This window comes from Variovorax saccharolyticus (genome assembly GCF_030316765.1).
GTDB lineage: Bacteria > Pseudomonadota > Gammaproteobacteria > Burkholderiales > Burkholderiaceae_C > Variovorax > Variovorax saccharolyticus.
This window is the reverse complement of sequence record NZ_JASZYT010000001.1, coordinates 756,060-776,099: the sequence shown is the minus strand read 5'-3', so window position 1 is coordinate 776,099 and position 20,040 is coordinate 756,060. Positions and strand designations below refer to the sequence as shown.

At 69.5% G+C, this 20,040-nt stretch carries 17 protein-coding genes and 1 tRNA gene; 8 read left to right on the top strand and 10 right to left on the bottom strand.

Going from position 1 to position 20,040, the window contains the following annotated elements; genetic code table 11:
- The first annotated feature begins 56 nt into the window (after positions 1–56).
- The gene (locus QTI45_RS03835; RefSeq protein ID WP_286653546.1) at positions 57–803 is read left to right on the top strand and encodes a transporter substrate-binding domain-containing protein; all 747 of its coding nucleotides are present in this window, start codon (positions 57–59) and stop codon (positions 801–803) included.
- 6 nt (positions 804–809) lie between these two features.
- Here the strand turns inward: QTI45_RS03835 and QTI45_RS03830 are convergent, their stop codons facing one another.
- The 3 genes from QTI45_RS03830 to QTI45_RS03820 form a co-directional block, all read right to left on the bottom strand.
- Positions 810–1,814 (bottom strand): 2-dehydropantoate 2-reductase, encoded by a 1,005-nt coding sequence (locus QTI45_RS03830; RefSeq protein WP_286653545.1) that lies wholly within the window; start codon positions 1,812–1,814, stop codon positions 810–812.
- 23 nt (positions 1,815–1,837) lie between these two features.
- Positions 1,838–4,462, bottom strand: a complete 2,625-nt coding sequence (alaS, locus tag QTI45_RS03825) for an alanine--tRNA ligase (RefSeq protein WP_286653544.1) — start codon at positions 4,460–4,462, stop codon at positions 1,838–1,840.
- Positions 4,463–4,553: 91 nt separating this feature from the next.
- Positions 4,554–4,627 (bottom strand) — tRNA-Gly (locus tag QTI45_RS03820).
- A 200-nt stretch (positions 4,628–4,827) separates the two neighbouring features.
- Between QTI45_RS03820 and QTI45_RS03815 the strand changes: the two genes are divergently transcribed.
- The gene (locus tag QTI45_RS03815; protein WP_286653543.1) at positions 4,828–5,931 is read left to right on the top strand and encodes a glycosyltransferase; all 1,104 of its coding nucleotides are present in this window, start codon (positions 4,828–4,830) and stop codon (positions 5,929–5,931) included.
- 272 nt (positions 5,932–6,203) lie between these two features.
- Positions 6,204–6,605 (top strand): GreA/GreB family elongation factor, encoded by a 402-nt coding sequence (locus tag QTI45_RS03810; RefSeq protein WP_286367422.1) that lies wholly within the window; start codon positions 6,204–6,206, stop codon positions 6,603–6,605.
- Positions 6,606–6,614: 9 nt separating this feature from the next.
- Here the strand turns inward: QTI45_RS03810 and QTI45_RS03805 are convergent, their stop codons facing one another.
- From QTI45_RS03805 to imuA, 5 genes are all read right to left on the bottom strand, one after another.
- Complete coding sequence (locus QTI45_RS03805; protein WP_286653542.1) at positions 6,615–7,532, bottom strand: hypothetical protein; 918 nt, start codon at positions 7,530–7,532, stop codon at positions 6,615–6,617.
- 61 nt (positions 7,533–7,593) lie between these two features.
- Positions 7,594–7,761: a hypothetical protein gene (locus QTI45_RS03800; protein WP_286367420.1), complete on the bottom strand. Its 168-nt coding sequence runs from the start codon at positions 7,759–7,761 to the stop codon at positions 7,594–7,596.
- Between the two features lie 108 nt (positions 7,762–7,869).
- Complete coding sequence (locus tag QTI45_RS03795; protein ID WP_286653541.1) at positions 7,870–11,235, bottom strand: error-prone DNA polymerase; 3,366 nt, start codon at positions 11,233–11,235, stop codon at positions 7,870–7,872.
- Positions 11,228–12,544: a Y-family DNA polymerase gene (locus QTI45_RS03790; protein WP_286653540.1), complete on the bottom strand. Its 1,317-nt coding sequence runs from the start codon at positions 12,542–12,544 to the stop codon at positions 11,228–11,230. Before QTI45_RS03790 ends, QTI45_RS03795 begins: the two co-directional genes overlap by 8 nt.
- Positions 12,513–13,310: a translesion DNA synthesis-associated protein ImuA gene (gene imuA / locus QTI45_RS03785; RefSeq protein WP_286653539.1), complete on the bottom strand. Its 798-nt coding sequence runs from the start codon at positions 13,308–13,310 to the stop codon at positions 12,513–12,515. The genes QTI45_RS03790 and imuA overlap by 32 nt, the downstream gene beginning before the upstream one ends.
- Before the next feature lie 146 nt (positions 13,311–13,456).
- Between imuA and QTI45_RS03780 the strand changes: the two genes are divergently transcribed.
- Genes QTI45_RS03780 through QTI45_RS03770 form a run of 3 tightly spaced genes read left to right on the top strand, consistent with a single transcriptional unit; the run spans position 13,457 to position 15,097 of the window.
- Positions 13,457–13,837 (top strand): type II toxin-antitoxin system RelE/ParE family toxin, encoded by a 381-nt coding sequence (locus tag QTI45_RS03780; protein WP_286653538.1) that lies wholly within the window; start codon positions 13,457–13,459, stop codon positions 13,835–13,837.
- Positions 13,818–14,153 (top strand): helix-turn-helix domain-containing protein, encoded by a 336-nt coding sequence (locus QTI45_RS03775; RefSeq protein WP_286653537.1) that lies wholly within the window; start codon positions 13,818–13,820, stop codon positions 14,151–14,153. Before QTI45_RS03780 ends, QTI45_RS03775 begins: the two co-directional genes overlap by 20 nt.
- Before the next feature lie 8 nt (positions 14,154–14,161).
- Positions 14,162–15,097 (top strand): aldo/keto reductase, encoded by a 936-nt coding sequence (locus QTI45_RS03770; RefSeq protein ID WP_286653536.1) that lies wholly within the window; start codon positions 14,162–14,164, stop codon positions 15,095–15,097.
- Positions 15,098–15,104: 7 nt separating this feature from the next.
- Here QTI45_RS03770 and QTI45_RS03765 read toward each other — a convergent pair whose 3' ends face one another.
- Together QTI45_RS03765 and QTI45_RS03760 are read right to left on the bottom strand one after the other, a co-directional pair.
- A complete protein-coding gene (locus tag QTI45_RS03765; RefSeq protein ID WP_286367415.1) occupies positions 15,105–15,992 on the bottom strand; it encodes an alpha/beta fold hydrolase in 888 nt (295 codons plus the stop codon).
- A gap of 31 nt (positions 15,993–16,023) precedes the next feature.
- Positions 16,024–16,845, bottom strand: coding sequence for a DODA-type extradiol aromatic ring-opening family dioxygenase (locus QTI45_RS03760; protein WP_286367414.1), 822 nt, complete (start codon positions 16,843–16,845; stop codon positions 16,024–16,026).
- 91 nt (positions 16,846–16,936) lie between these two features.
- On the opposite strand from QTI45_RS03760, the gene QTI45_RS03755 reads away from it, so the two are divergent.
- Together QTI45_RS03755 and QTI45_RS03750 are read left to right on the top strand one after the other, a co-directional pair.
- The gene (locus QTI45_RS03755) at positions 16,937–17,824 is read left to right on the top strand and encodes a LysR family transcriptional regulator (protein ID WP_286367413.1); all 888 of its coding nucleotides are present in this window, start codon (positions 16,937–16,939) and stop codon (positions 17,822–17,824) included.
- Between the two features lie 89 nt (positions 17,825–17,913).
- Positions 17,914–19,797 carry an ABC transporter ATP-binding protein gene (locus QTI45_RS03750; protein WP_286653535.1) on the top strand — a complete coding sequence of 628 codons (1,884 nt, stop codon included), beginning with the start codon at positions 17,914–17,916 and terminating at the stop codon, positions 19,795–19,797.
- Positions 19,798–20,040 lie beyond the last annotated feature (243 nt).

Genomic DNA, 20,040 nt, shown 5'->3' with positions numbered 1-20,040 from the left:
GGTAGCAAACAAGCACCGGCATCGGCATGAAGATGCGCTGCGGCAGAATCCGGACGATGAGCACCCTCCTCGCCCCGGCCGTGGTCTCGGCCTTCACGCCCGCAGGCGCCCTGCGCGCCTCCATCAATCTCGGCAATCCGATCCTCGCGAACAAGGACCCCACAAGCGGCGAACCGATCGGCGTCTCGGTCGACCTGGCCCGTGCCTTCGCCGAGCGGCTCGGCGCCCCGCTCGAGCTGGTGGTGTTCGAGAAGGCGGCGGCCTCGGTCGAGGCGGTCCGCGGCGAACAGGCCGACATCGGCTTCTTCGCCATCGATCCGGCTCGCGGCGAGGGATTGCGCTTCACCGCGCCCTACGTGCTGATCGAGGGCAGCTACCTGGTGCCCGCCGCCTCTGCGCTCGCCGGCAACGAAGACGTGGACCGCGACGGCCAGCGCATCGCGGTCGGCAGCGGCAGCGCCTACGACCTGTTCCTCACGCGCGAGATCCGGCAAGCGCAGATCGTGCGCGTGGCGGGCGCCAGCGGCGTGATGCAGAGCCTGCGCGCCGGCCAGGTCGAGGTGGCGGCAGGAATACGGCAAGTGCTGGAGGCTGAAGCCGCAGGCGACGCCGCCCTGCGCCTGCTGCCGGGGCGCTTCATGGTGATCCAGCAGGCCATGGGAACGCCGGCTTCGCGCGGCCCGGAAGCGGCCGCCGTCCTGGCCGCCTTCGTCGAGGAGATGAAGGCCAGCGGCTTCGTCGCCGATGCGCTGGCCCGGCACCGGATCCAGGGCGCCAGCGTGGCGCCGGCCGGACCGGGCTGAACGCCGCTAGCGCCCCAGCTGCGTGAGCAGTTGCCGCGCGGGCCAGCGTTCCCGGCGCTCCGGCCAGGCCTGCACCAGTTCGACCATCCGCGCGTTGAAAGGCGCCTGCATGCCGTGGCTTTCGGCCAGCCGCACCACCTCGCCGCTGAGCACGTCGATCTCGGTGCTGCGGCCCAGCGCCAGGTCGTCGGCCATGCTCGAACGCGCCTTGGCATCGATGCGCAGCATGCGCGCCGCGACCAGCCGGAACAGCGGCGTCGGAAGGCGCAGGATCGGCGGGATCCGTGCCGCGGGCAGCGCGCCGAGCTGGGCGGGTTCGATGCCGGCGCGAGCCAGCACGGCCAGCGCCTCGTCGATCAGGGCCGCGAAGCAGCGCCGATAGTCGCGCTCCAGCAATTGCTCGCGCAACGGCAGCCCCGACAGCGCATTGACCGGATTGTTGAGATTGAACAGCAGCTTGCCCCATTGCACCGGCAGCATGTCGGGCAGGAGATCGATCGGGATCCCGGCCCGCTCGAACACCGCCACCCAGGGTCGCAGTGCATCGTCGGCCTGGGCCGCCAGCCGCCCATCGGTGCCCCGATGGAAGGCGCCGGGGCCGACCTCGGCCACGTTGTAGGGCACCATGCCCGGCAGTACCCGCAGGCCAGGGCCGGCCTGCGCGGCCACCCGTGCGTTGGCAACGCCGTTCTGCAGCGACACCACGGTGCTGCCTGCCGGCAGCGCGGCCGCGAGTTCGGCCGCGGCCTCGGCGGTCGCGCCGCTCTTGACCGTCAACAGGACCAGCGACGGCCGCAGGCCCTCGGGCACGCGCTCATGCAGGATCAGCTCGGCCGCAGGCACGCGGGTCTTTCGCCCTTCGAGATCGGACAGCGTGATGCCGTGCAGCGCCAGCGCGCCCAGCACGCGCGGCCGGCCGACGAAGCCCACCCGGACCCCCGCCGCCGCCAGGCTGCCACCGATGAAGGAGCCGATGGTGCCGGCCCCCATCACGAGGATGTCGACGGCCATGCCGTGCCCTGGCGGTGCCGCCCTTACAGGCGTTCCGCGACCCAGGCCTGAACCGACTTCAGGGCCGCCGGAACCGCGGCGGCATCGGTGCCGCCGGCCATCGCCATGTCGGGCTTGCCGCCGCCCTTGCCGCCGACCTGCTGGGCGACGAAGTTGACCAGTTCGCCGGCCTTGACCTTGCCCATCGTGTCGGCCGTGACGCCGGCCGCGATCTGCACCTTGGCGCCGTCGACCGCCGCCAGCACGATGGCCGCGGTCTTGAGCTTGTCCTTGAGCTTGTCCATCGTGTCGCGCAGCGTCTTGGCATCGGCGCCGTCGAGCTTGGCGGCCAGCACCTTGACGCCCTTGACCTCGACCGCCTGCGCCAGCAGTTCGTCGCCCTTGGAGGACGCGAGCCGGCCCTTGAGGGCACCGACCTCGCGCTCCAGCGCCCTCACCTGCTCGAGCACCTGCGCGAGCCGGCCCTGCAACTCGGCCGCCGGCGTCTTGAGCGTCGCGGCCGCGCTGTGCACGGTGGCCTCGAGCTGCTGAAGATAGGCCAGCGCATTGGCGCCGGTGACGGCCTCGATGCGGCGCACGCCGGCGGCCACGCCGCCCTCGCTGGTGATCTTGAAGAGGCCGATGTCGCCGGTGCGCGCCACGTGCGTGCCGCCGCAGAGTTCGCGGCTACTGCCGATGTCGAGCACCCGCACGGTCTCGCCGTACTTCTCGCCGAACAGCATCACGGCGCCGGTCTTCTGGGCCGACTCCATGTCCATCAGGCGCGCCTGGGTTGCCTGGTTGGCGAGGATCTCGGCGTTCACGCGGCGCTCGATCTCGAGCACCTGCTCGGGCGTGACGGCCGCGTTGTGCGCGAAGTCGAAGCGCGTCTTGTCGGCATCGACCAGCGAGCCCTTCTGCTGCACGTGCTCGCCGAGCACCTCGCGCAGCGCCTTGTGCATCAGGTGGGTGACGCTGTGGTTGCGCATGGTGGCGGCGCGCCGCGCGGTGTCGACGCGCGCGGTGACCGTGTCGCCGACCTTCAGCGTGCCCTGGGTCTGCGTGCCGTGGTGGCCGAAGACGTCGGCCTTGATCTTCTGCGTGTCGTCGACGCCGAACTGCACGCCCTCGGCCGCGAGCACGCCCTGGTCGCCGACCTGGCCGCCGCTCTCGGCATAGAAAGGCGTGGTGTCGAGCACCACGATGCCGGGCTGGCCCTCGGCCAGCTGCTCGACCGGCGCGCCCTCGAAATACAGCGCCACCACCTTGGCCTTTTCCTCGAGGCGCTCGTAGCCCGTGAAGGCATTGCCGGCGCCGCTGTATTCGACCGCCCGCTCCATCTTGAACTTGCCGGCGGCGCGGCCGGCGGCCTTCTGCTTTTCCATCGCCGCATGGAAGCCGGCCTCGTCGACCGCCACGCCGCGCTCGCGGCAGACGTCGGCCGACAGGTCGAGCGGGAAACCGTAGGTGTCGTGCAGCTTGAAGGCGACCTCGCCCGGCAGCACCTTGGCGCCATCGGCCAGCGTCGCGTCGAGGATCTCCATGCCGTTGGCCAGGGTCTCGAAGAAGCGCTCTTCCTCGGCCTTCAGCGTCTCGGTGATGCGTTTCTCGTCGGCACGCAGCTTGGGATAGGCATCGCCCATCACCGCCACCAGGTCGGGCACCAGCTTGTGGAAGAAGGGCTTCTTGCGGCCCAGCTTGTAGCCGTGGCGGATGGCGCGGCGCACGATGCGGCGCTGCACGTAGCCGCGGCCTTCGTTCGACGGGATCACGCCGTCGGCCACCAGGAAGGCGGTGGCGCGGATGTGGTCGGCGATCACGCGCAGGCTCTTGTGGCCGAGGTCAGGCTCGCCGGTCTCGCGCGAAGCGGCCTTGATCAGCGCATCGAACAGGTCGATCTCGTAGTTGCTGTGCACGTGCTGCAGGATCGCTGCCAGCCGCTCCAGCCCCATGCCGGTGTCGACGCAGGGCGCGGGCAGCGGCTTCACGCTGCCGTCGGGCTGCATGTCGAACTGCATGAACACGTTGTTCCAGATCTCGATGTAGCGGTCGCCGTCTTCGTCGGGGCTGCCGGGCGGGCCGCCGGCGATCTGCGGGCCGTGGTCGTAGAAGATCTCGCTGCACGGGCCGCAGGGGCCGGTGTCCGCCATCATCCAGAAGTTGTCGGACATGTAGCGGCCGCCCTTGTTGTCGCCGATGCGCACGACGCGCTCGGGCGGCAGGCCGATTTCCTTGGTCCAGATGTCGTAGGCCTCGTCATCCTCGATGTAGACGGTGGCCCAGAGCTTTTCGGCCGGCAGCTTGTAGACCTCGGTCAGGAGCTCGAAGGCCCACTTGAGCGACTCGCGCTTGAAGTAGTCGCCGAAGCTCCAGTTGCCGAGCATTTCGAAGAACGTGTGGTGACGCGCGGTGTAGCCGACGTTCTCGAGGTCGTTGTGCTTGCCGCCGGCGCGCAGGCAGGCCTGGACCGAAGCGGCACGCACATAGGGACGCTTGTCGCTGCCGAGGAACACGTCCTTGAATTGCACCATCCCCGAGTTGGTGAACATCAGGGTCGGGTCGTTGGCCGGCACCAGCGAACTCGAGGGCACGACGGTGTGGCCCTTGGTCGCGAAGAAATCGAGGAACGACTTGCGGATGTCGGCGACGCTGAAGGTGGGCTGGCTCATCTTGGGTTCTTGGCTTGTGCAAATGCAGATGGGCGGCCGGTTGGGGGCAGCCCCTGCATCGAACCCATCTGACTGCTTGATCTGCTGGATCTGGAGCGGGTGAAGGGAATCGAACCCTCGTATGAAGCTTGGGAAGCTGCCGTTCTACCATTGAACTACACCCGCGGCAGGGCCGGATTCTAACGGGTCGTGCGCGGTGTCGCCGGCGGCGCCGGGCCATCCGCCGACGAACCGGGCCGTGACTTAGTGCGCGCTTTGCGGCGCCCTGATGCAGAACCGCCTGCCGCCACCGGCCACGGGCCTCAAAAACGCACCCGGAGCCGCGAGAATCCCGGCTTCGCAACTGCCAGCAAACCCGCAACCGCATGGAAATTCTCGTCGTCGTCGGCACCCTGACCGGCCGTGGAGGCATCGAAACCTGCGTCCGCTCGTTGGCCGAAGAGGCCCGGATCAACGGCGATACCGTCCGCGTGCTGGCCCTTTGCGCCAGCACGGTCGACGGCAGCTGGCACCAGGGGCTGGCCTACAGCGAAGTCGAGAACGGATCGACCTCGCTCAAGCGCCAGGTGATCCGCGGGCTGCCTGCGCTCGTGCGTGCCTGCCGCGAGCACCGGCCCGACGCGGTGGTCGTGATCTACGGCTCGACCGTGGCGCTGGCCCGGCTGGCGCTGGCACTCGCCGGTCTCAGGCGCCCCGTCATGGCCTGGCTGCACTTCTCCAGCATGGTCAAGCAGCGGACCCGCCTGCTTCGCCTGGCGCACGGCCATATCTGCATCAGCCGCGAGATCGCGCAGGAGACCGCGGCGCTGGACGGCGTGCGCGCGGAATCCGTCCACCTGGTTCACAACGGCACCCGCATGGATTCGATCGAACCGGTGGCGCGCTCGCAGGACGGGCCGCTGCGAATGGTCCACGTCGGACGCCTCATGGTGGGCGAACAGAAGCGCACCGACGACCTGCTGCGTTCGCTCGCCGGGGTCCGGGGAGACTGGCGGCTGCAGCTGATCGGAACCTTCCCCGTCGACGGCGACAGGCAGCGGCTCCAGGCGCTGGCCGAGGAACTGGGCATCGCGAGTCGCCTCGAATGGTCCGGCTGGCAGGCCGACCCCTGGGGCACGCTGGAACAGGCGGACCTGCTGGTCCTGTGTTCCGCCTTCGAGGGCTTTCCGCTGGTGCTGATCGAGGCGATGGCCCGCGGCATTCCCTGCGTCAGCAGCGATTGTTCTTCGGGTCCTTCCGACATCATCCGGCCCGGCCGCAATGGCTGGCTCTACCCGCCGGGCGACAACGCCGCGCTGACCGCCCGGCTCCAGCTGCTGGTCGACGACCGCGCGTTGCTGCCGCCGCCGGCCACCGTCCACGCGTCGGTGGAGCGTTTCAGCAGCCCGCGGGTGTTCCAGCGCATCAGGAAGGCGATCGAACACACGATCGAGCACCGGCTCGGACTCAGCCTGAGCGCCGGTGCCTGAACGAGCCCCTACAATCGCCGCCAATGGTCCCCCCGATCTCCCATCGCACCGACATCAGTGCAGCGGCTGCCGCCTTCGCGGCCGGCCTTCGCACGCCGGCGCGGGACCGAAAACTGACGCCGCCCGGACTGCGCGAGCCCGCTGCAGACTCCTCGGCCCGGCGATCCACCCCTTCCCCCTTCTAGCGCAAACCATCGATCGCCGGGCGCCTCTGCCCCGCGCCTCAGCGACCGTCGCCGCCATCGGCCGGCCGCCCTCGATTGGAGTATTTCGTGCCAGACACCCCCCATGGCGAGCGCCTGCTCACCGAGCTCGACCACCTTCGCCTCAGCAAGCTGATCGACGGAACTTCCCTTCCCGCCCTCGAGGCCTTGCTGGACGCCACCGACGTGGTGGACTCCCGCGAGATCGCGCCCGACGTCATCACGATGAACTCGCAGTTCTCGATCATCGATGCCGATACGGGCCGGCGCCAGGAACTGACGCTTTGCTATCCGCGCGACGCCGCTCCCGGCACCGGCCTGGTCTCGGTGTTGTCGCCGGTCGGCACCAGCCTGCTCGGCTTGAGGACCGGGGCCGTCGCCAGGTGGCGGATGCCCGGCGGCGCAGAAGGCGGCGCCCAGGTCGCCGAGATCCTGTTCCAGCCGGAGGCCAGCGGCGACTACCTGCGCTGAACCCGCCGTTCAGACGTCGATGCCGTTCAGCAACCCCTGAACCTCGTCGTCGAAGCCGGCCACGGGCTGGGCCTTGGCCAGCGCCATCCAGACGGCGAAAGGCATGCGCGGCAAGGCACGGTGCACTGCCGAACGGGCCACCACCAGCCGCCCCTGCCGGGCGACAAGCACCCCGCACTCCGGCGGGATCTCCTCCGGCTCGCCGATCGGACGCCCCTTGGCGTCGCAGCCCAGCACGTACCAGCACTCGCCGCCGAGATCCAGGTAGGCCGCGCGCTTGTCGGGCTTGCGCAGATCGCTCAGCAGGTCGGCCCGGTTGACCTTGACCTCGTGCACGATCGGCTGCGCATAGGCCTCGACGCTGGTGTTGCGGATCGAGAAGACATCGGGCCGCGCGATGCACCAGCGCAGCTTGTCGCCCTCGGCTGCACCGGCCAGTCGGGCCCGCAGGCTCAGGCCGCGCCAGGCGATGCGGCCGGCGCGCGTCATCTCGCGCGCGACCTGCTCGACCAGCGCCTCGTGCCGCGACAGCGCCGCCCGGTTGACGACCTGCGTGCGCGCCAGCTGCCCGATGCCGGCATCGCTGAGGCGCAGGGTTTCATGGCCTTGCGACGAGCGCAGGCGCTCGAGCAGGCCCGCGGCCAGCAGGTCGACCTCGACCGCATCGCCGCAGGGCCAGCCCGCAGACCGATGGATCTCGCGCAGCCGCCGCGCATGCAGCCGGCCGAGCGCCAGCGCGCCCGGCGGCGGATCCGCGATCGGTGGCGGGGCGCCGGGCTCGACCTGCGGCGGATCGATCGCCGGCGGGTCGACCGCCGGTGCGGGCGGTGGCTGGACCGGCGGCGGTGGGGTCGGAAGATCGGGTGCGGGCGGCGGCGGCCCAATGGGGGCGCCGGCATCCACACGCGGCGAGGCGAATGCGGTCATCGCCGAAGATTAGCGAAAAGAAGTCGGCCGATGTCGAACCCCGCGACGCTTCGCGGGCTTTTCAGAACAGGTCGAGGCCGGCGGCGAGCATCAGCGCGATGCCTGCAGACACGCTGGCCCAGTGCGCGAGGTTGGCGCACAGGTCCCAGTCGCGGTACCTGTGCTCGACGCTGCGCTGGAAAAACTCGGCGATGGTGTCGGAATCCGGTTGTTGAAGCTTGGCGGTCATCATTGCACTCCGTGCATCGATGCTATGCCTGCTCCGGCTCGTTCAGCGATGAAATCGGTGCCGTACATTGATGCGTCATTCGCATCAAAGCAAGGGGCGAATCGGCGTTCAGTGGAAGTCTCGGCTGGTGTTGCTCTGCGCCAACCGCCCGAGCAAGGGCGTGAGGTCCTTGAAGCCGGTCGCCACCAGATGGCGCACCTCGCCGCCGCTGTCGACATCGCGCTGCCAGGTGCCCTGCACCGCCAGCAACTGCGACTTGAGCAGCGGCTCGCGCCAAGCCTCGACCACGTGGCTCCAGACGATCACGTTGACGTTGCCGGTCTCGTCCTCGAGCGTGACGAAGATCGTGCCGTTGGCGGTCTGCGGACGCTGGCGGCCCTTGACGATGCCGCAGGCGCGCACGGTCTGGCCGCTGGGCAGCGGGCGCAGCTGCTCGGCGCTCATGAGCCGCATCCGCGCCAGCCGCGAACGCAGCAGCGCCAGCGGATGGCGGCGCAGCGTGAGGCCGAGCGAAGCGTAGTCGCCGACGATCTCCTCGCCCTCGGGCGCGGGCGGCAACTGCAAGGCCGGCTCGTCGATCGGCACGCCCTTGAGCAGGGCCGGCGCGCGGCGCTGCGCGGTCGCCTCCCACACCTGCTGGCGGCGATGGCCCGAGAGCGACATCAAGGCATCGGCCGCGGCCAGCGCCGCCATGTCCCGGGCATCGAGTTCGGCCCGCAGCGCCAGGTCTTCGGTGCTGGTGAAGGGCGCCTGGGCGCGTGCCGCCAGCAGGCGCTTCGCACCCGCCTCGCTGAGGCTGGCCACGCGCTTCAGGCCCAGCCGCACGGCCGGCGGGTTGTCGTTGCCCAGGCGCTCGGCATGGCGCGCATCGGTGCCGGGCGGCATGCGCGGCGCATCGGGGGCGCGCGCCTCGAGCGTGCTGTCCATGTCGCTGGCCGTGACGTCGACCGGCCGCACCTCGACGCCATGGCGTCGCGCATCCTGCACCAGCTGCGACGGGCTGTAGAAGCCCATCGGCTGGGCATCGAGCAGCGCAGCCAGGAAGCAGGCCGGTTCGTGGCGCTTGAGCCAGGCGCTGACGCAGACCAGCAGCGCGAAGCTGGCCGCATGGCTTTCGGGAAAGCCGTAGTCGCCGAAGCCGAGGATCTGCTTGAAGATCGCCTCGGCGAAGCTGCGCTGATAGCCCCGCCCGACCATGCCCTCGACGAGCTTGTCGTGGAACTTGCCGAGGCCGCCCTTGCGCTTCCAGGCCGCCATCGCGCGGCGCAGCTGGTCGGCCTCGTCGGCCGTGAACTCGGCCGCGATCATCGCGATCTGCATCACCTGCTCCTGGAAGATCGGCACCCCCAACGTGCGCTCCAGCGCGGGCCGCAGCTCTTCCTTCTCGTAGTGGATCGCCAGCCCCTTGCTCACCCGCTCGCGCTGCTTCAGGTAGGGGTGCACCATGCCGCCTTGTATCGGCCCGGGCCGCACGATCGCGACCTCGATCACCAGGTCTTCGTAGGTGCGTGGCTTCAGGCGCGGCAGCATCGACATCTGGGCCCGGCTCTCGATCTGGAACACGCCGACCGTGTCGGCGTCGCAGACCATGTCGAACACCTTCGGATCGTCGTTCGGCACCTGGTGCATCTCGATCGTGCTGCCGCGCCAGCGGTTCATGAGCTCGAGCCCGCGGCGGATGGCGCTCAGCATGCCGAGCGCGAGCACGTCGACCTTGAGCATGCCGATGGCCTCGAGGTCGTCCTTCTCCCACTGGATCACCGAGCGGTCTTTCATCGACGCCTTCTCGACCGGCACCAGGCGGGTGAGCCGGGTGTGGGTCAGCACGAAGCCGCCCACATGCTGGCTCAGGTGGCGCGGGAAGCCCTTGAGGCTGACGGTGAGATCGATCCACTGCTGCAGCCTGAGCGCGTCTTCCTGCACGCCCGCGCGCTCGGCCGCCGCCTGCAGCTGCTCGCCGAGCACGGTCTCGTCGAACCAGTAGTGGTCCTTGGCGAATTCGTCGACCAGCCGGGCGTCGATGCCGAGCGCCTTGCCGACGTCGCGCAATGCGCTGCGAGAGCGATAGCAGATCACGACCGCGGCGATGGCGGCCCGATCGCGGCCGTACTTGTCGTAGATGTACTGGATGACCACTTCGCGCCGCTGGTGCTCGAAGTCGACATCGATGTCGGGCGGCTCGCGGCGATGGCGGCTCAGGAAGCGCTCGAACAGCAGCGTGCCTTTTTCGGGATCGATCGCGGTGATGCCCAGGCAATAGCAGACCGCCGAGTTGGCCGAGGAGCCGCGGCCCTGGCACAGGATGCCCTGCGAGCGCGCGAAGCGCACGATGTCCTCGACCGTGAGGAAGAACATCTCGTAGCCGAGCTCGTGGATCAGCGCGAGTTCGCGCTGGACCTGCCGGCACACGCGCTCCGGAATGCCCGCGGCGAATCTCTCGAGCGGGTACCTCTCGAGCGCTCCTTCCCAGGTCTTGCGTGCCAGCGTCTGCGCCGGCGTCTCGCCGGTGCCGACGCTTTCGAGCGGGTACTTGTAGTTCTCGCGGATCACCTCGGGATCGAAGCGGCAGCGATCGGCCACGACGAGGGTGCTGGCGAGCATCTCGGCCATGTAGAGCCCGGCCAGCCGCACCCGCGGGCGCAGATAGCGCTCGGCATTGGACTGCAGCGCGAAGCCGCATTCGGCCACGGTCCGGCCTTCGCGCACCGCGGTCAGCACGTCGTGCAGCGGCTTGCGCGCCCGCGAATGCATGCGGACGTCGCCGGCCGCCACCAGCGGCACGCCGGCCCGCCGGCCGGCCTCGACGAGCGCAACGAACCAGAGGTCGTCGTCGAGTTCGTTGAGCATCTCCAGGGCCAGCCAGAGACTGTCGCCGAACAGCGCCCTGGCGGCCGTCAGGTCGTCGTGCAGCGTGTCGGCATCGATGGCCTCGCCGGGCTTTCGATCGGGCACGAAGAGGATCTGGCAGTGCTGCAGCGAGGCCACCTCGCTGCCCTCCCAGCTCACGCGGTACTCGCCTTTCGGCAGCTCGGTGTTGCGCGCCGCCGTGATGAACTCGCAGAGGTTGCCCCAGCCCTCGGTGTCGTTGGCGATCACCACCAGCCGGAAGCGCTCGAAGCGGAACTCGCTGCCGAACAGCAGCCGGAAATCCGGGTTGCGCGGGATCGGCGGCTCTTCGGGATGTTCGCGCTCGTAGGCATCGAGCTTGGCCGGCAGTTCGCGCAGGCCGACATGGGCGCGCACCACGCCGGCGACCGAGCATTCGTCGGTGATCGCGAGCGCCGCATAGCCCAGGTGATAGGCGCGTTCCACCAGTTCCTCGGGCGTGGAGGCGCCGCGCTGGAAGTTGAAGTTCGTGAGGCAATGCAGCTCGGCATAGCCCGGCAGGCCCGGCGCGGGCTTGTGCCGCTGCGGCAGCGGGTGCACTTCGCCGAGCGTGAGCGAGCGCGTCTTCTTGTCGCTGAGTTCAGGCATAGAGGCCTTGCAGGTACCAGCGCACCTCGCCCTCCGAAAAGCAGGCCGTGGGGCGCTCGCGGAAGATCCAGACCAGGCCGGCTTCGGGGCTCTCGGCGACGTAGTAGTCGCGCACCGCGGGATGGCCGCCCTCCCCCACGCCGCCCCACCAGCCGGCCTCGACCCGCTGGGGCCCGATCAGCTTGCGCAGCGGCCCGCGCCAGCACGGACGCTCGCCGTCCATCTCGAGGCGCAGGGGTTCGGGCAGCAGCCACGCCGGGTAGATCGCATCGGCCGGAGATGGCGCTGGCGCCGCCGCGGCCTTGCCCGCCGTGCGCAGCGCCGGCTGCCAGGACTGCCGGCGCTCGGGCCGGTGATCGGCCTGCGCCACCGCCCGCAGCACCTGCTGCGGGCCGAGCCGCGCGCTGAGCCGCTCGACCAGTTCGTGCAGCTTGTCGCCCTTGCGGTTGTCCTCGGGCAGGAAGCTGGTGCTGGCGCCGGCCCAGGGCGTGGTGTCGAGCGTGCGCAGGCGCAGCCAGCTCGCCGGTGCGGCCAGCGTGGTGAGCGCGAGTTTCTCGGCCATCAGGCGGCGCAGGTGCGCCATGTCCTGGGTCGGCTCGGCCGTGCGAACCACGATCTGCTGGTGCGGCGGCAGGTCGACGCCGTTGAAGCGCTTGAGGTCGAGCGTCCATTGCAGCTCGATCGACACCGCGCCGCGCTGCCGGGCGCGCAGCCAGATCGACAGCGCCGCGAGCAGCCGGTTGGCCGACCACATGAGCTCGCTGGCGCCCTCGGCCAGCGCGGGCAGTTCGAGCTTCTGCTCGAACGCGTCGGGCAGCGTGAGCCAGCGATGGCTTTCGGGACCCAGGCCCCAGGCTGCATCGAGCGCCGCGCGCAGTTCCTTGCCGAAGCGGCGCGTGAGGCCGCCGCGCGGCAGCGCCGCCACCTCGCCCCAGGTGCGGCAGCCCAGGTGCGCCAGCACGTCGAGGTGCGCGTGCGCGGCGCTCAGCGTGTCGAGCGGCAGGTCCGCGGGCAGGTCGGCCGGCGGCTGCTGGCCGCGCGCGAACATCCGCAGCCGGGCCAGCGCCACCAGGCTGGTCGCGCCCTGGGCCTGCTGCACGCGCACCGGCGCCGCGGGGTTGAGGCTGGCGATCTGCCGCATCAGGCCCAGCCGTCCGCCCCACAGGCGCTCGCAGGCCGACACCTCGAGCAGCAGGGCTTCGTCGACCCAGGCGACGCGCGGGGTGAACTGCAGGGCCCACCAGCCGAGGGCTTCGTGGGATGGAAGCTGCACTTCTTCAGGCTGCCAACGCAATGCGATCCAGTGCATGCCGTTTTCCTGAAAAGATATCGAGGCGCACCACCGTCGCACCTTCGCCGGGCTGCCCCACGCCTTCTTGCTGCCGCAGCAGCTTGCGCCGCAACTGGCTCGCGGCCAGCAGCGCCGTCATGCGCCGGCTGCGCGCCGGCAGCTGGATCGGCGAAGCCAGCGGCGGACCGCGGCGCTTGAGGATGTGGACATCGATCTGCGTCCGGTCGCCCTCGCAGGCCATCAGTTGCAGCCGCAGGCGCGCCGGCGAGGTCGACGCCGCCGCGTTCGCGGGCCGGAACACGAACAGCAGCGACTCGTGCTGCGCCGCCGCCAGCTGCAGCCGCCGCAATTCGCCCACCCTCGCCTGCGGCAGCCAGGCCAGCACGGCGGCCACGTCGGCGCAGCGCAGCGCCTGTTCGCAGGCCCAGAGCCGGGCGGCGGGCGCCTCGCTGCGGATCCACAGCAGCGATTCGATCGGCAGTCCACCGGCTGCCAGCGACGGCCCGAAAGGCTCGTGCGGCGCGCCGATCAGCGCCACCGGGCCGGCGCCGCCCTGCACCGCCTGCGCCAGGGCGGGCAGCAGCAGTTGCCAGGCATGGGCTTCGGGCGCCGGCTGCAGCAGTTCGGTCATGGCGCCAACCGGCCAGCCGCCCCCCGGCAGCTGTGCGTCGAGGGCGGCGTGGCCGGTGCCGATGACCTGCGCATCGGCCAGGCCCAGTTCATCCGCGCGCCAGACCTTGAGGCGCGCGGAGGAGGAGAAGGGGTCGAGGGAAGGGAGGCCCATGATGATCAAGTTACTGTATTTTTATACAGTATCATTGCAACCAGTGGATTTTTGTTTGCATGTCGACTTGCCTGCAGGGGCATGCATGACGTCGACCTCAACACCCCCTTTGTTGCGGCTTTCATTCCAGTTATGGGATAAATTACATGCCACTCGCTCCGGCAAGAAGGCTCTTCTGGATCGGCAGCAGCAAGAAGGATCTGGTGGCTTTGCCACCCTCCATCAGGAGGTTCTTTGGCCACGCCCTCGACTTTGCCCAACATGGACAACAGCATGCCGCTGCCAAGGTGTTGCGAGGCTTTGCCGGTGCCGGCGTCCTGGAGGTGGTCGACAGCGATATCGGCGGGACCTACCGAGCCGTCTACACAGTCAAATTTCCCGAAGCCGTATTCGTCTTGCATTGCTTTCAGAAGAAAAGCAAAAGCGGCATCGCAACCCCGAAGCACGACATCGACGTCATTCGAATGCGGCTCAAGGCAGCCGAAGCACTGATCAAGGAACTACGCGATGAAAAAACGCATCGTTGACGATATCGAGGTGACAGAGAGCTCCGGCAACGTCTTTGCGGATCTGGCGTTGCAGGACGCCGAGAAACTCCAGATCAAGTCCGGCCTCACCATCGAAATCAACCGCGCGATACAACGCCTGCAACTGACTCAGGACCAGGCTGCCGAACGGATGGGCATCTCCCAACCCAAGGTGTCCGCCCTGATGCGTGGCGCGTTCTCCAACTTTTCAGAACGCAAGCTGATGGACTGTCTCAATCGACTGGGCTACGACATTGAAATCAAGCTCAAGCCCGCCGCCCAGCCGACCGGGCACTTGATACTCGCCATCGCCTGAGCCTTCTCATGCCCTCGTCACGCGCCCTCACCCGCAGCCAGTTTCTGCGCCTGGGCGCGGCGCTGCCACTGTTCGCCTCGCTGCCGATTCTTGCCTCAGCCCAGCCCCCGGGAGTCAAGCGCATGAACACCCGCCCCATCCCCGCCACCCGCGAAGCCCTACCCGTGGTCGGCTGCGGCACCTGGATCGGCTTCGACGTCGCGCCCGGCAGCGCCGAATACCAGCGCCTGCCCGGCGTCATCGAAGCGCTGTTCGCTGCCGGCGGCTCGGTGCTCGACAGTTCGCCGATGTACGGCCGCTCCGAGGCCGTGACCGGCGACCTGCTGGCCGCCGCGAACCAGCGCGCCAAGGCCTTCCTCGCCACCAAGGTCTGGACCTCCGGCCGCGACGCCGGCAGCGCTCAGATGGAGCAGTCTTTCCAGCGCCTGCGCACCGAGCGCATCGACCTGATGCAGGTGCACAACCTGGTCGACTGGCGCGTCCATCTCAAGACCTTGCGCGGCTGGAAGGAGAAGGGCCGAGTGCGCTACATCGGCATCACGCACTACACGGCCTCAGCCTATGCCGAGGTCGAGGCCGTGCTGCGCGCCGAGAAGCTCGACTTCCTGCAGATCAACTATTCGATCGACGCGCGCGAGGCGGCCCAGCGCCTGCTGCCGCTGGCGGCCGAGCGCGGCGTGGCGGTGATCGTCAACATGCCGTTCGGCGGCGGCGGCCTGCTGCGCCGCCTGCGCGACCAGCCCCTGCCCGTCTGGGCCGCCGAGATCGGCTGCGCCAGCTGGGCCCAGGTGCTGATCAAGTTCGTGCTGAGCCACCCGGCCGTGACCTGCACCATTCCCGGCACCAGCCGGCCCGAGCACATGGCGGACAACGCGGCAGCCGGCGCGGGTTCGTTTCCGGACGCCGACTTCTGGCGGCGCCATGCGGCGTCGCTGCCTTCCTAGGGCGTGTTCAGACGCCCTGGTCCAGGAAGCGCAGCAACGCCGAGTTGAACGCGCCCGCCCGTTCGAACTGCACCCAATGCCCGGCGCCGTCGATCACCAGGCCTTCGCGCTGCGGGCCGCCAGCGGCCAGCTGCGCCACCAGCGGCCGCGAATCCGCCGTCACGTCGTGCTCGCCCCAGAGCAGCAGCTGAGGCCCGCCGATCGCATCGAGCGCCGCCTGCAGTCCGCCGGCCAGCGAGACCTCCTTGCTGCGAAAGCGCGTGCCGTGGCAGGAGATGTCGTGGATCGCGAAGGCCAGCGCATCGATCGCCGACCTGTCGTGCAGCATCAGCGCGGCCAGGTTGTGCAGCAGCGCGGCGCGCTCCTGGTCGCGGTCCTCGGCGGCGCGCCAGTTGATCATCTCGACCGTCATGCGCCGCAGCGTGCCGTGGCCGCCGCTGCCCACCAAGACCATCCGCCGGATGTGCCCGCGGCGCTGGCCGAACTTGGCGGCGACCAGGCCGCCGAAAGAGAAGCCGCCGAGGTCGATCTCGGCCTGCGCGCCGATCAGGCTGTCGAGCGTTCCCGACAACGCATCGAGCAGGGGATCGACCGCGGCCTGGCCGGGCTGCGGCTTCGGCGGCGCGTCGGACTCGTTGAAGCCCGGCATGTCGGGCAGCCACAGCGTGCGCGATGCCGACAGCGCCTCGGCGTTGCGCAGCCAGTGCATCCAGCTGCCGTGGCCGCCGTGCAGCAGCACCAGCGGTGGCCGCGTGTCGTCGCTGCCGAAGCAGCGCCAGCGCACGCGCACGCCATCGTGCTCGACGTCGTGGAGGGTGGCGAGCGCGTCGATGCGCGCGATCAGGTCGAGCGCATCGGCTTCGGCCTGGGGATCGAAGGTCGAGAAATAGGGCACCGGCAGATTGTGCCGCCAGTCGGCCAGGCGCTCAGGCCGCCGCGTGCCCGAACCGGAAGCTCGACACCGAGATCCCGCCCATGAACGCATCCTCGTGGTAAATGCGCTCGCCGGCCTCGCCCTCGGCCGCGCCGACCGCGACCATCAGCGGAATCAGGTGCTCCTCGCGCGGATGCGCAATGCGCGCCGCGGGTGCCGCCGACCATTGCAGCAGCTGCTCGACCCGCTGCTGCGGCGTGGTGCGGACCACCGCGCCGTCGAGCCAGTCGTCGAAGGCCTTCGAGACGTCGCGCGCCTGCGGACCGAAATTGCGCAGGTTGTGATAGCTGAGGCCGCTGCCGACGATCAGCACGTTCTCGTCGCGCAGCGGCGCGATGGCACGGCCCAGCGCGATGTGCTCGGCCGGATCGAGGCCGCGCCGCAGCGACAGCTGCACCACCGGCACCTCGGCCTTCGGATAGATCGCAGCCATCGGCGAGAAGGTGCCGTGGTCGAAGCCGCGCTCGGCATCGAGCGCCGCGGGCAGGCCCGCCGCCTCGAGCAGCGACTGCACCCGGCGCGCCAGCTCGGGCGAGCCCGGCGCGTCGTAGTGCACCTGGTAGGTGTGGGCCGGGAAGCCGCCGTAGTCGTAGATCATCGGCGGGCGCGGATTGCCCATCACGGTGAAAGCGGGCTCTTCCCAATGCGCCGACACCATGAGGATCGCGGCCGGCGTGCGGCCGATCTGGCGCGGCATTTCGGCCAGCGAGGCCTCGAGCTTGTCGTAGGTGGGGCCCATTTCCTTTTTCATCCACGGCCAGGGGCCGCCGCCGTGCGAGATGAAATAGGTGGGCAATCTGGAAGTCGTGGTCATGGGATGCTCCTTGAACGCCAGTCTAGAGATTTCCCACAAGGAAATCGATAGGCTAGGATTCATCGATTCATTTCCCAGCAGGAAATCAACCATGGACAGACTGACCAGCCTTCGCGTCTTCAGGGAAGTGGTCGATTCGGGCAGCTTCGCCGCCGCCGCCGGGCGGCTCGGGATCTCCGCGCCGATGGCCAGCAAGCATGTCGCGCAGCTCGAGAAATCGCTCGGCGCCCGCCTGCTGCATCGCTCCAGCCGCCACCTGAGCCTGACCGAGGCTGGCCAGGCCTGGTACACGCAGAGCAGCCGCGCGCTCGACCTGCTGGACGCTGCGCAGAGCGCCATCGGCCAGACCCACGAGGTGCCGCGCGGCCAGCTCAAGGTCAGTGCGCCCGTGTGGTGCGCCACGCCGCGTTTCGCCGCGGTGCTGGCCGGCTACCGCGAGCGCTGCCCCGAGGTGCTGGTCGACATGCACCTGGAGAACCGCAAGGTCGATCTCGCGGCTGACGGCTACGACCTCGCGCTGCGGGCCACGCAGGAACTCTCGCCGGCCCTGATCGCGCGGCCCTTGTGCCGGCTGCAGTTCCACCTGGTGGCGGCGCCCGCCTGCGTCGCACGCGCCGGCCTGCCCGCCGTGCCGGCCGACCTCGCGAAGCTCGATGCGATCGTGCCGAGCTACGTCAGCATCGAGGGCCTGGCACTCAGGGACGGCAAGGGCCGCCAGGCGCCGCTGCGGCTGCAGCCCGTGATGAAGTCCGATGACACCACGCTCACGCTGCATGCGGTGCGGGCCGGCATCGGCATGGCCTTCCTGCCCGAATGGCTGATCGAGGACGACCTGGCGCAAGGCCGGCTGCTGCGACTGGTGCCCGACTACACGGCGCCGGCGGTGACGCTGTTCGCGGTCTACACCAGCCGGCAGTACATGGCGCCGAAGCTGCGCAGCTTCATCGACTTCGTCGGCGAGCGGCTGGGCGCCGGCTAGAGCCTCTGCCCGCAGGCCCGGCAAATCCCTTGTGCGTGCGCAGCCGCCTGCCCGCCGGTACAGTGGCGCCTCATTGGAGACCGTCCCTCTTGTTCCGCTACTTCGAAAAACTGCTTCCCGCCTACCCGGTCGACGAACCCGAACTGCCGCCGCGCGGCCTCCTCCCCTTCCTGTGGGCCTGCACGCAGGGGCTGCGCGGCAAGATCGCCGCGATGGCCCTGCTCACGGCCGCGATGTCGGCCTTCGAGGCGCTGCTGTTCGCGATGCTCGGGCGCATCGTCGACTGGCTCGGCGGCCAGGCGCCGGCGCGCCTGTGGGACGACCGCGGCAGCACGCTGATGTGGCTGGCCTTCGCGCTGGTCGCGAGCATCGGCGTGGTGGCGCTGCAGACCATCGTCAAGCACCAGACGCTGGCGGTGAACCTGCCGATGCGGCTGCGCTGGAACTTCCACCGCCTGATGCTGGGCCAGAGCATGGCCTTCTACCAGGACGAGTTCGCGGGCCGCATCACGGCCAAGGTCATGCAGACCGCGCTGGCGGTGCGCGAGACCATCTTCGTGCTGGCCGACGTGCTGGTGGCGATGATCGTCTACGTCGCGACCATGATCGTGCTCGCCGCGGTGCTCGACCGCCAGTTGATGCTGCCCTTCCTGGTCTGGCTCGCGCTCTACATCGGCTCGCTGGTGTTCTTCGTGCCGCGCCTGGGCAAGGTCGGCAAGGCCCAGGCCGACGCCCGCGCCTCGATGACCGGCCGCGTGACCGACGCCTACACCAACATCGCCACCGTCAAGCTGTTCTCGCACACCCAGCGCGAGGCCGGCTTCGCGCGCTCGGCCATGAAGGAGTTCATGGGCACCGGCTATGCCCAAATGCGGCTGGTGAGCGCCTTCGAGATCGTCAACCACACGCTCAGCATGGGCCTGACCGCCGGCATGGCGGGCATGGCGCTGTGGCTCTGGTCGCAAGGCGCGGTCGGCGTCGGCGCGGTGGCGGCCGCCACCGCGATGGCGCTGCGCCTGCAGGGCATGTCGCACTGGATCATGTGGGAGATGACCAGCCTGTTCGAGAACATCGGCACGGTGCAGGACGGCATGAACACGCTGTCACGGCCGCGCACGGTGCTCGACGCCGCCGATGCGAAGCCGCTCGCGGTCCCGCACGGCGAGGTGCGCTTCGAGCATGCGAGCTTCCGCTACGGCGACGCCGGGCGCCGCGTGATCGACGACCTCGGCCTCACGGTCAGGCCCGGCGAAAAGATCGGACTGGTCGGCCGCTCGGGCGCCGGCAAGTCGACGCTGGTGAACCTGCTGCTGCGCTTTCACGACCTCGACAGCGGCCGCATCCTGATCGACGGCCAGGACATCGCCCACGTGACGCAGGACAGCCTGCGCGCCCACATCGGCATGGTGACGCAGGACACCTCCCTGATGCACCGCTCGGTGGCCGACAACATCGCCTATGGCCGGCCCGATGCCGGCGAGGCGGCGATCCGCGCCGCCGCCGACCGTGCCGAGGCGAACGACTTCATCGAGACGCTGGGCGACGCGAGCGGCCGGCGCGGCTACCAGGCGCACGTGGGCGAGCGCGGCGTCAAGCTGTCGGGCGGCCAGCGCCAGCGCATCGCGATCGCCCGCGTGATGCTGAAGGACGCGCCGATCCTGCTGCTCGACGAAGCCACCAGCGCGCTCGACTCGGAGGTCGAGGCCGCCATCCAGGCCAGCCTCTACCGCCTGATGGAGGGCAAGACGGTGATCGCCATCGCGCACCGGCTGTCGACCATCGCGGCGATGGACCGGCTGATCGTGCTCGACAACGGCCGCGTGGTCGAGGAAGGTGACCACAAGACGCTGCTGGCCAAAGACGGCCTCTATGCGCGCCTGTGGTCGCACCAGAGCGGAGGCTTCCTCGGCGACGGCGACGACGAGGGCGACGACGAGCCGAGCGACACCCGCGAAGAGCCCTCGACGGTCTGAGTCGCGAGTCCTACAGTGGGCAGTGTCGGCCGCCGACATCCGGCCCGCCGCCGGTTCGTCACAGTAGACCCGTCTTCAACAAAGAGGAGTTTCCACCGTGAATTCCATCATCTACATCGTCGGTCTGGTCGTGGTCGTGGTCGCAGTGCTTTCGTTCTTCGGCCTGCGCTGACCCACACGCCTTCCTCTTTTACAGCCCCCGGCGGGGGTTCCACCGGGGTCGCTTGCGGCCCCGTTTTTCAT

Bases quoted from the DNA above. Each gene is read 5' to 3' on its own strand.
- imuA (WP_286653539.1), bottom strand. From the start codon at position 13,310: ATGGGCCTCCCTTCCCTCGACCCCTTCTCCTCCTCCGCGCGCCTCAAG.
- QTI45_RS03805 (WP_286653542.1), bottom strand. From the start codon at position 7,532: ATGACCGCATTCGCCTCGCCGCGTGTGGATGCCGGCGCCCCCATTGGG.
- QTI45_RS03770 (WP_286653536.1), top strand. From the start codon at position 14,162: ATGCCCTCGTCACGCGCCCTCACCCGCAGCCAGTTTCTGCGCCTGGGC.
- QTI45_RS03775 (WP_286653537.1), top strand. From the start codon at position 13,818: ATGAAAAAACGCATCGTTGACGATATCGAGGTGACAGAGAGCTCCGGC.
- QTI45_RS03780 (WP_286653538.1), top strand. From the start codon at position 13,457: ATGCCACTCGCTCCGGCAAGAAGGCTCTTCTGGATCGGCAGCAGCAAG.
- QTI45_RS03815 (WP_286653543.1), top strand. From the start codon at position 4,828: ATGGAAATTCTCGTCGTCGTCGGCACCCTGACCGGCCGTGGAGGCATC.
- QTI45_RS03755 (WP_286367413.1), top strand. From the start codon at position 16,937: ATGGACAGACTGACCAGCCTTCGCGTCTTCAGGGAAGTGGTCGATTCG.
- QTI45_RS03830 (WP_286653545.1), bottom strand. From the start codon at position 1,814: ATGGCCGTCGACATCCTCGTGATGGGGGCCGGCACCATCGGCTCCTTC.
- QTI45_RS03790 (WP_286653540.1), bottom strand. From the start codon at position 12,544: ATGCACTGGATCGCATTGCGTTGGCAGCCTGAAGAAGTGCAGCTTCCA.
- QTI45_RS03800 (WP_286367420.1), bottom strand. From the start codon at position 7,761: ATGACCGCCAAGCTTCAACAACCGGATTCCGACACCATCGCCGAGTTT.
- QTI45_RS03795 (WP_286653541.1), bottom strand. From the start codon at position 11,235: ATGCCTGAACTCAGCGACAAGAAGACGCGCTCGCTCACGCTCGGCGAA.
- QTI45_RS03835 (WP_286653546.1), top strand. From the start codon at position 57: ATGAGCACCCTCCTCGCCCCGGCCGTGGTCTCGGCCTTCACGCCCGCA.
- QTI45_RS03760 (WP_286367414.1), bottom strand. From the start codon at position 16,845: ATGACCACGACTTCCAGATTGCCCACCTATTTCATCTCGCACGGCGGC.
- alaS (WP_286653544.1), bottom strand. From the start codon at position 4,462: ATGAGCCAGCCCACCTTCAGCGTCGCCGACATCCGCAAGTCGTTCCTC.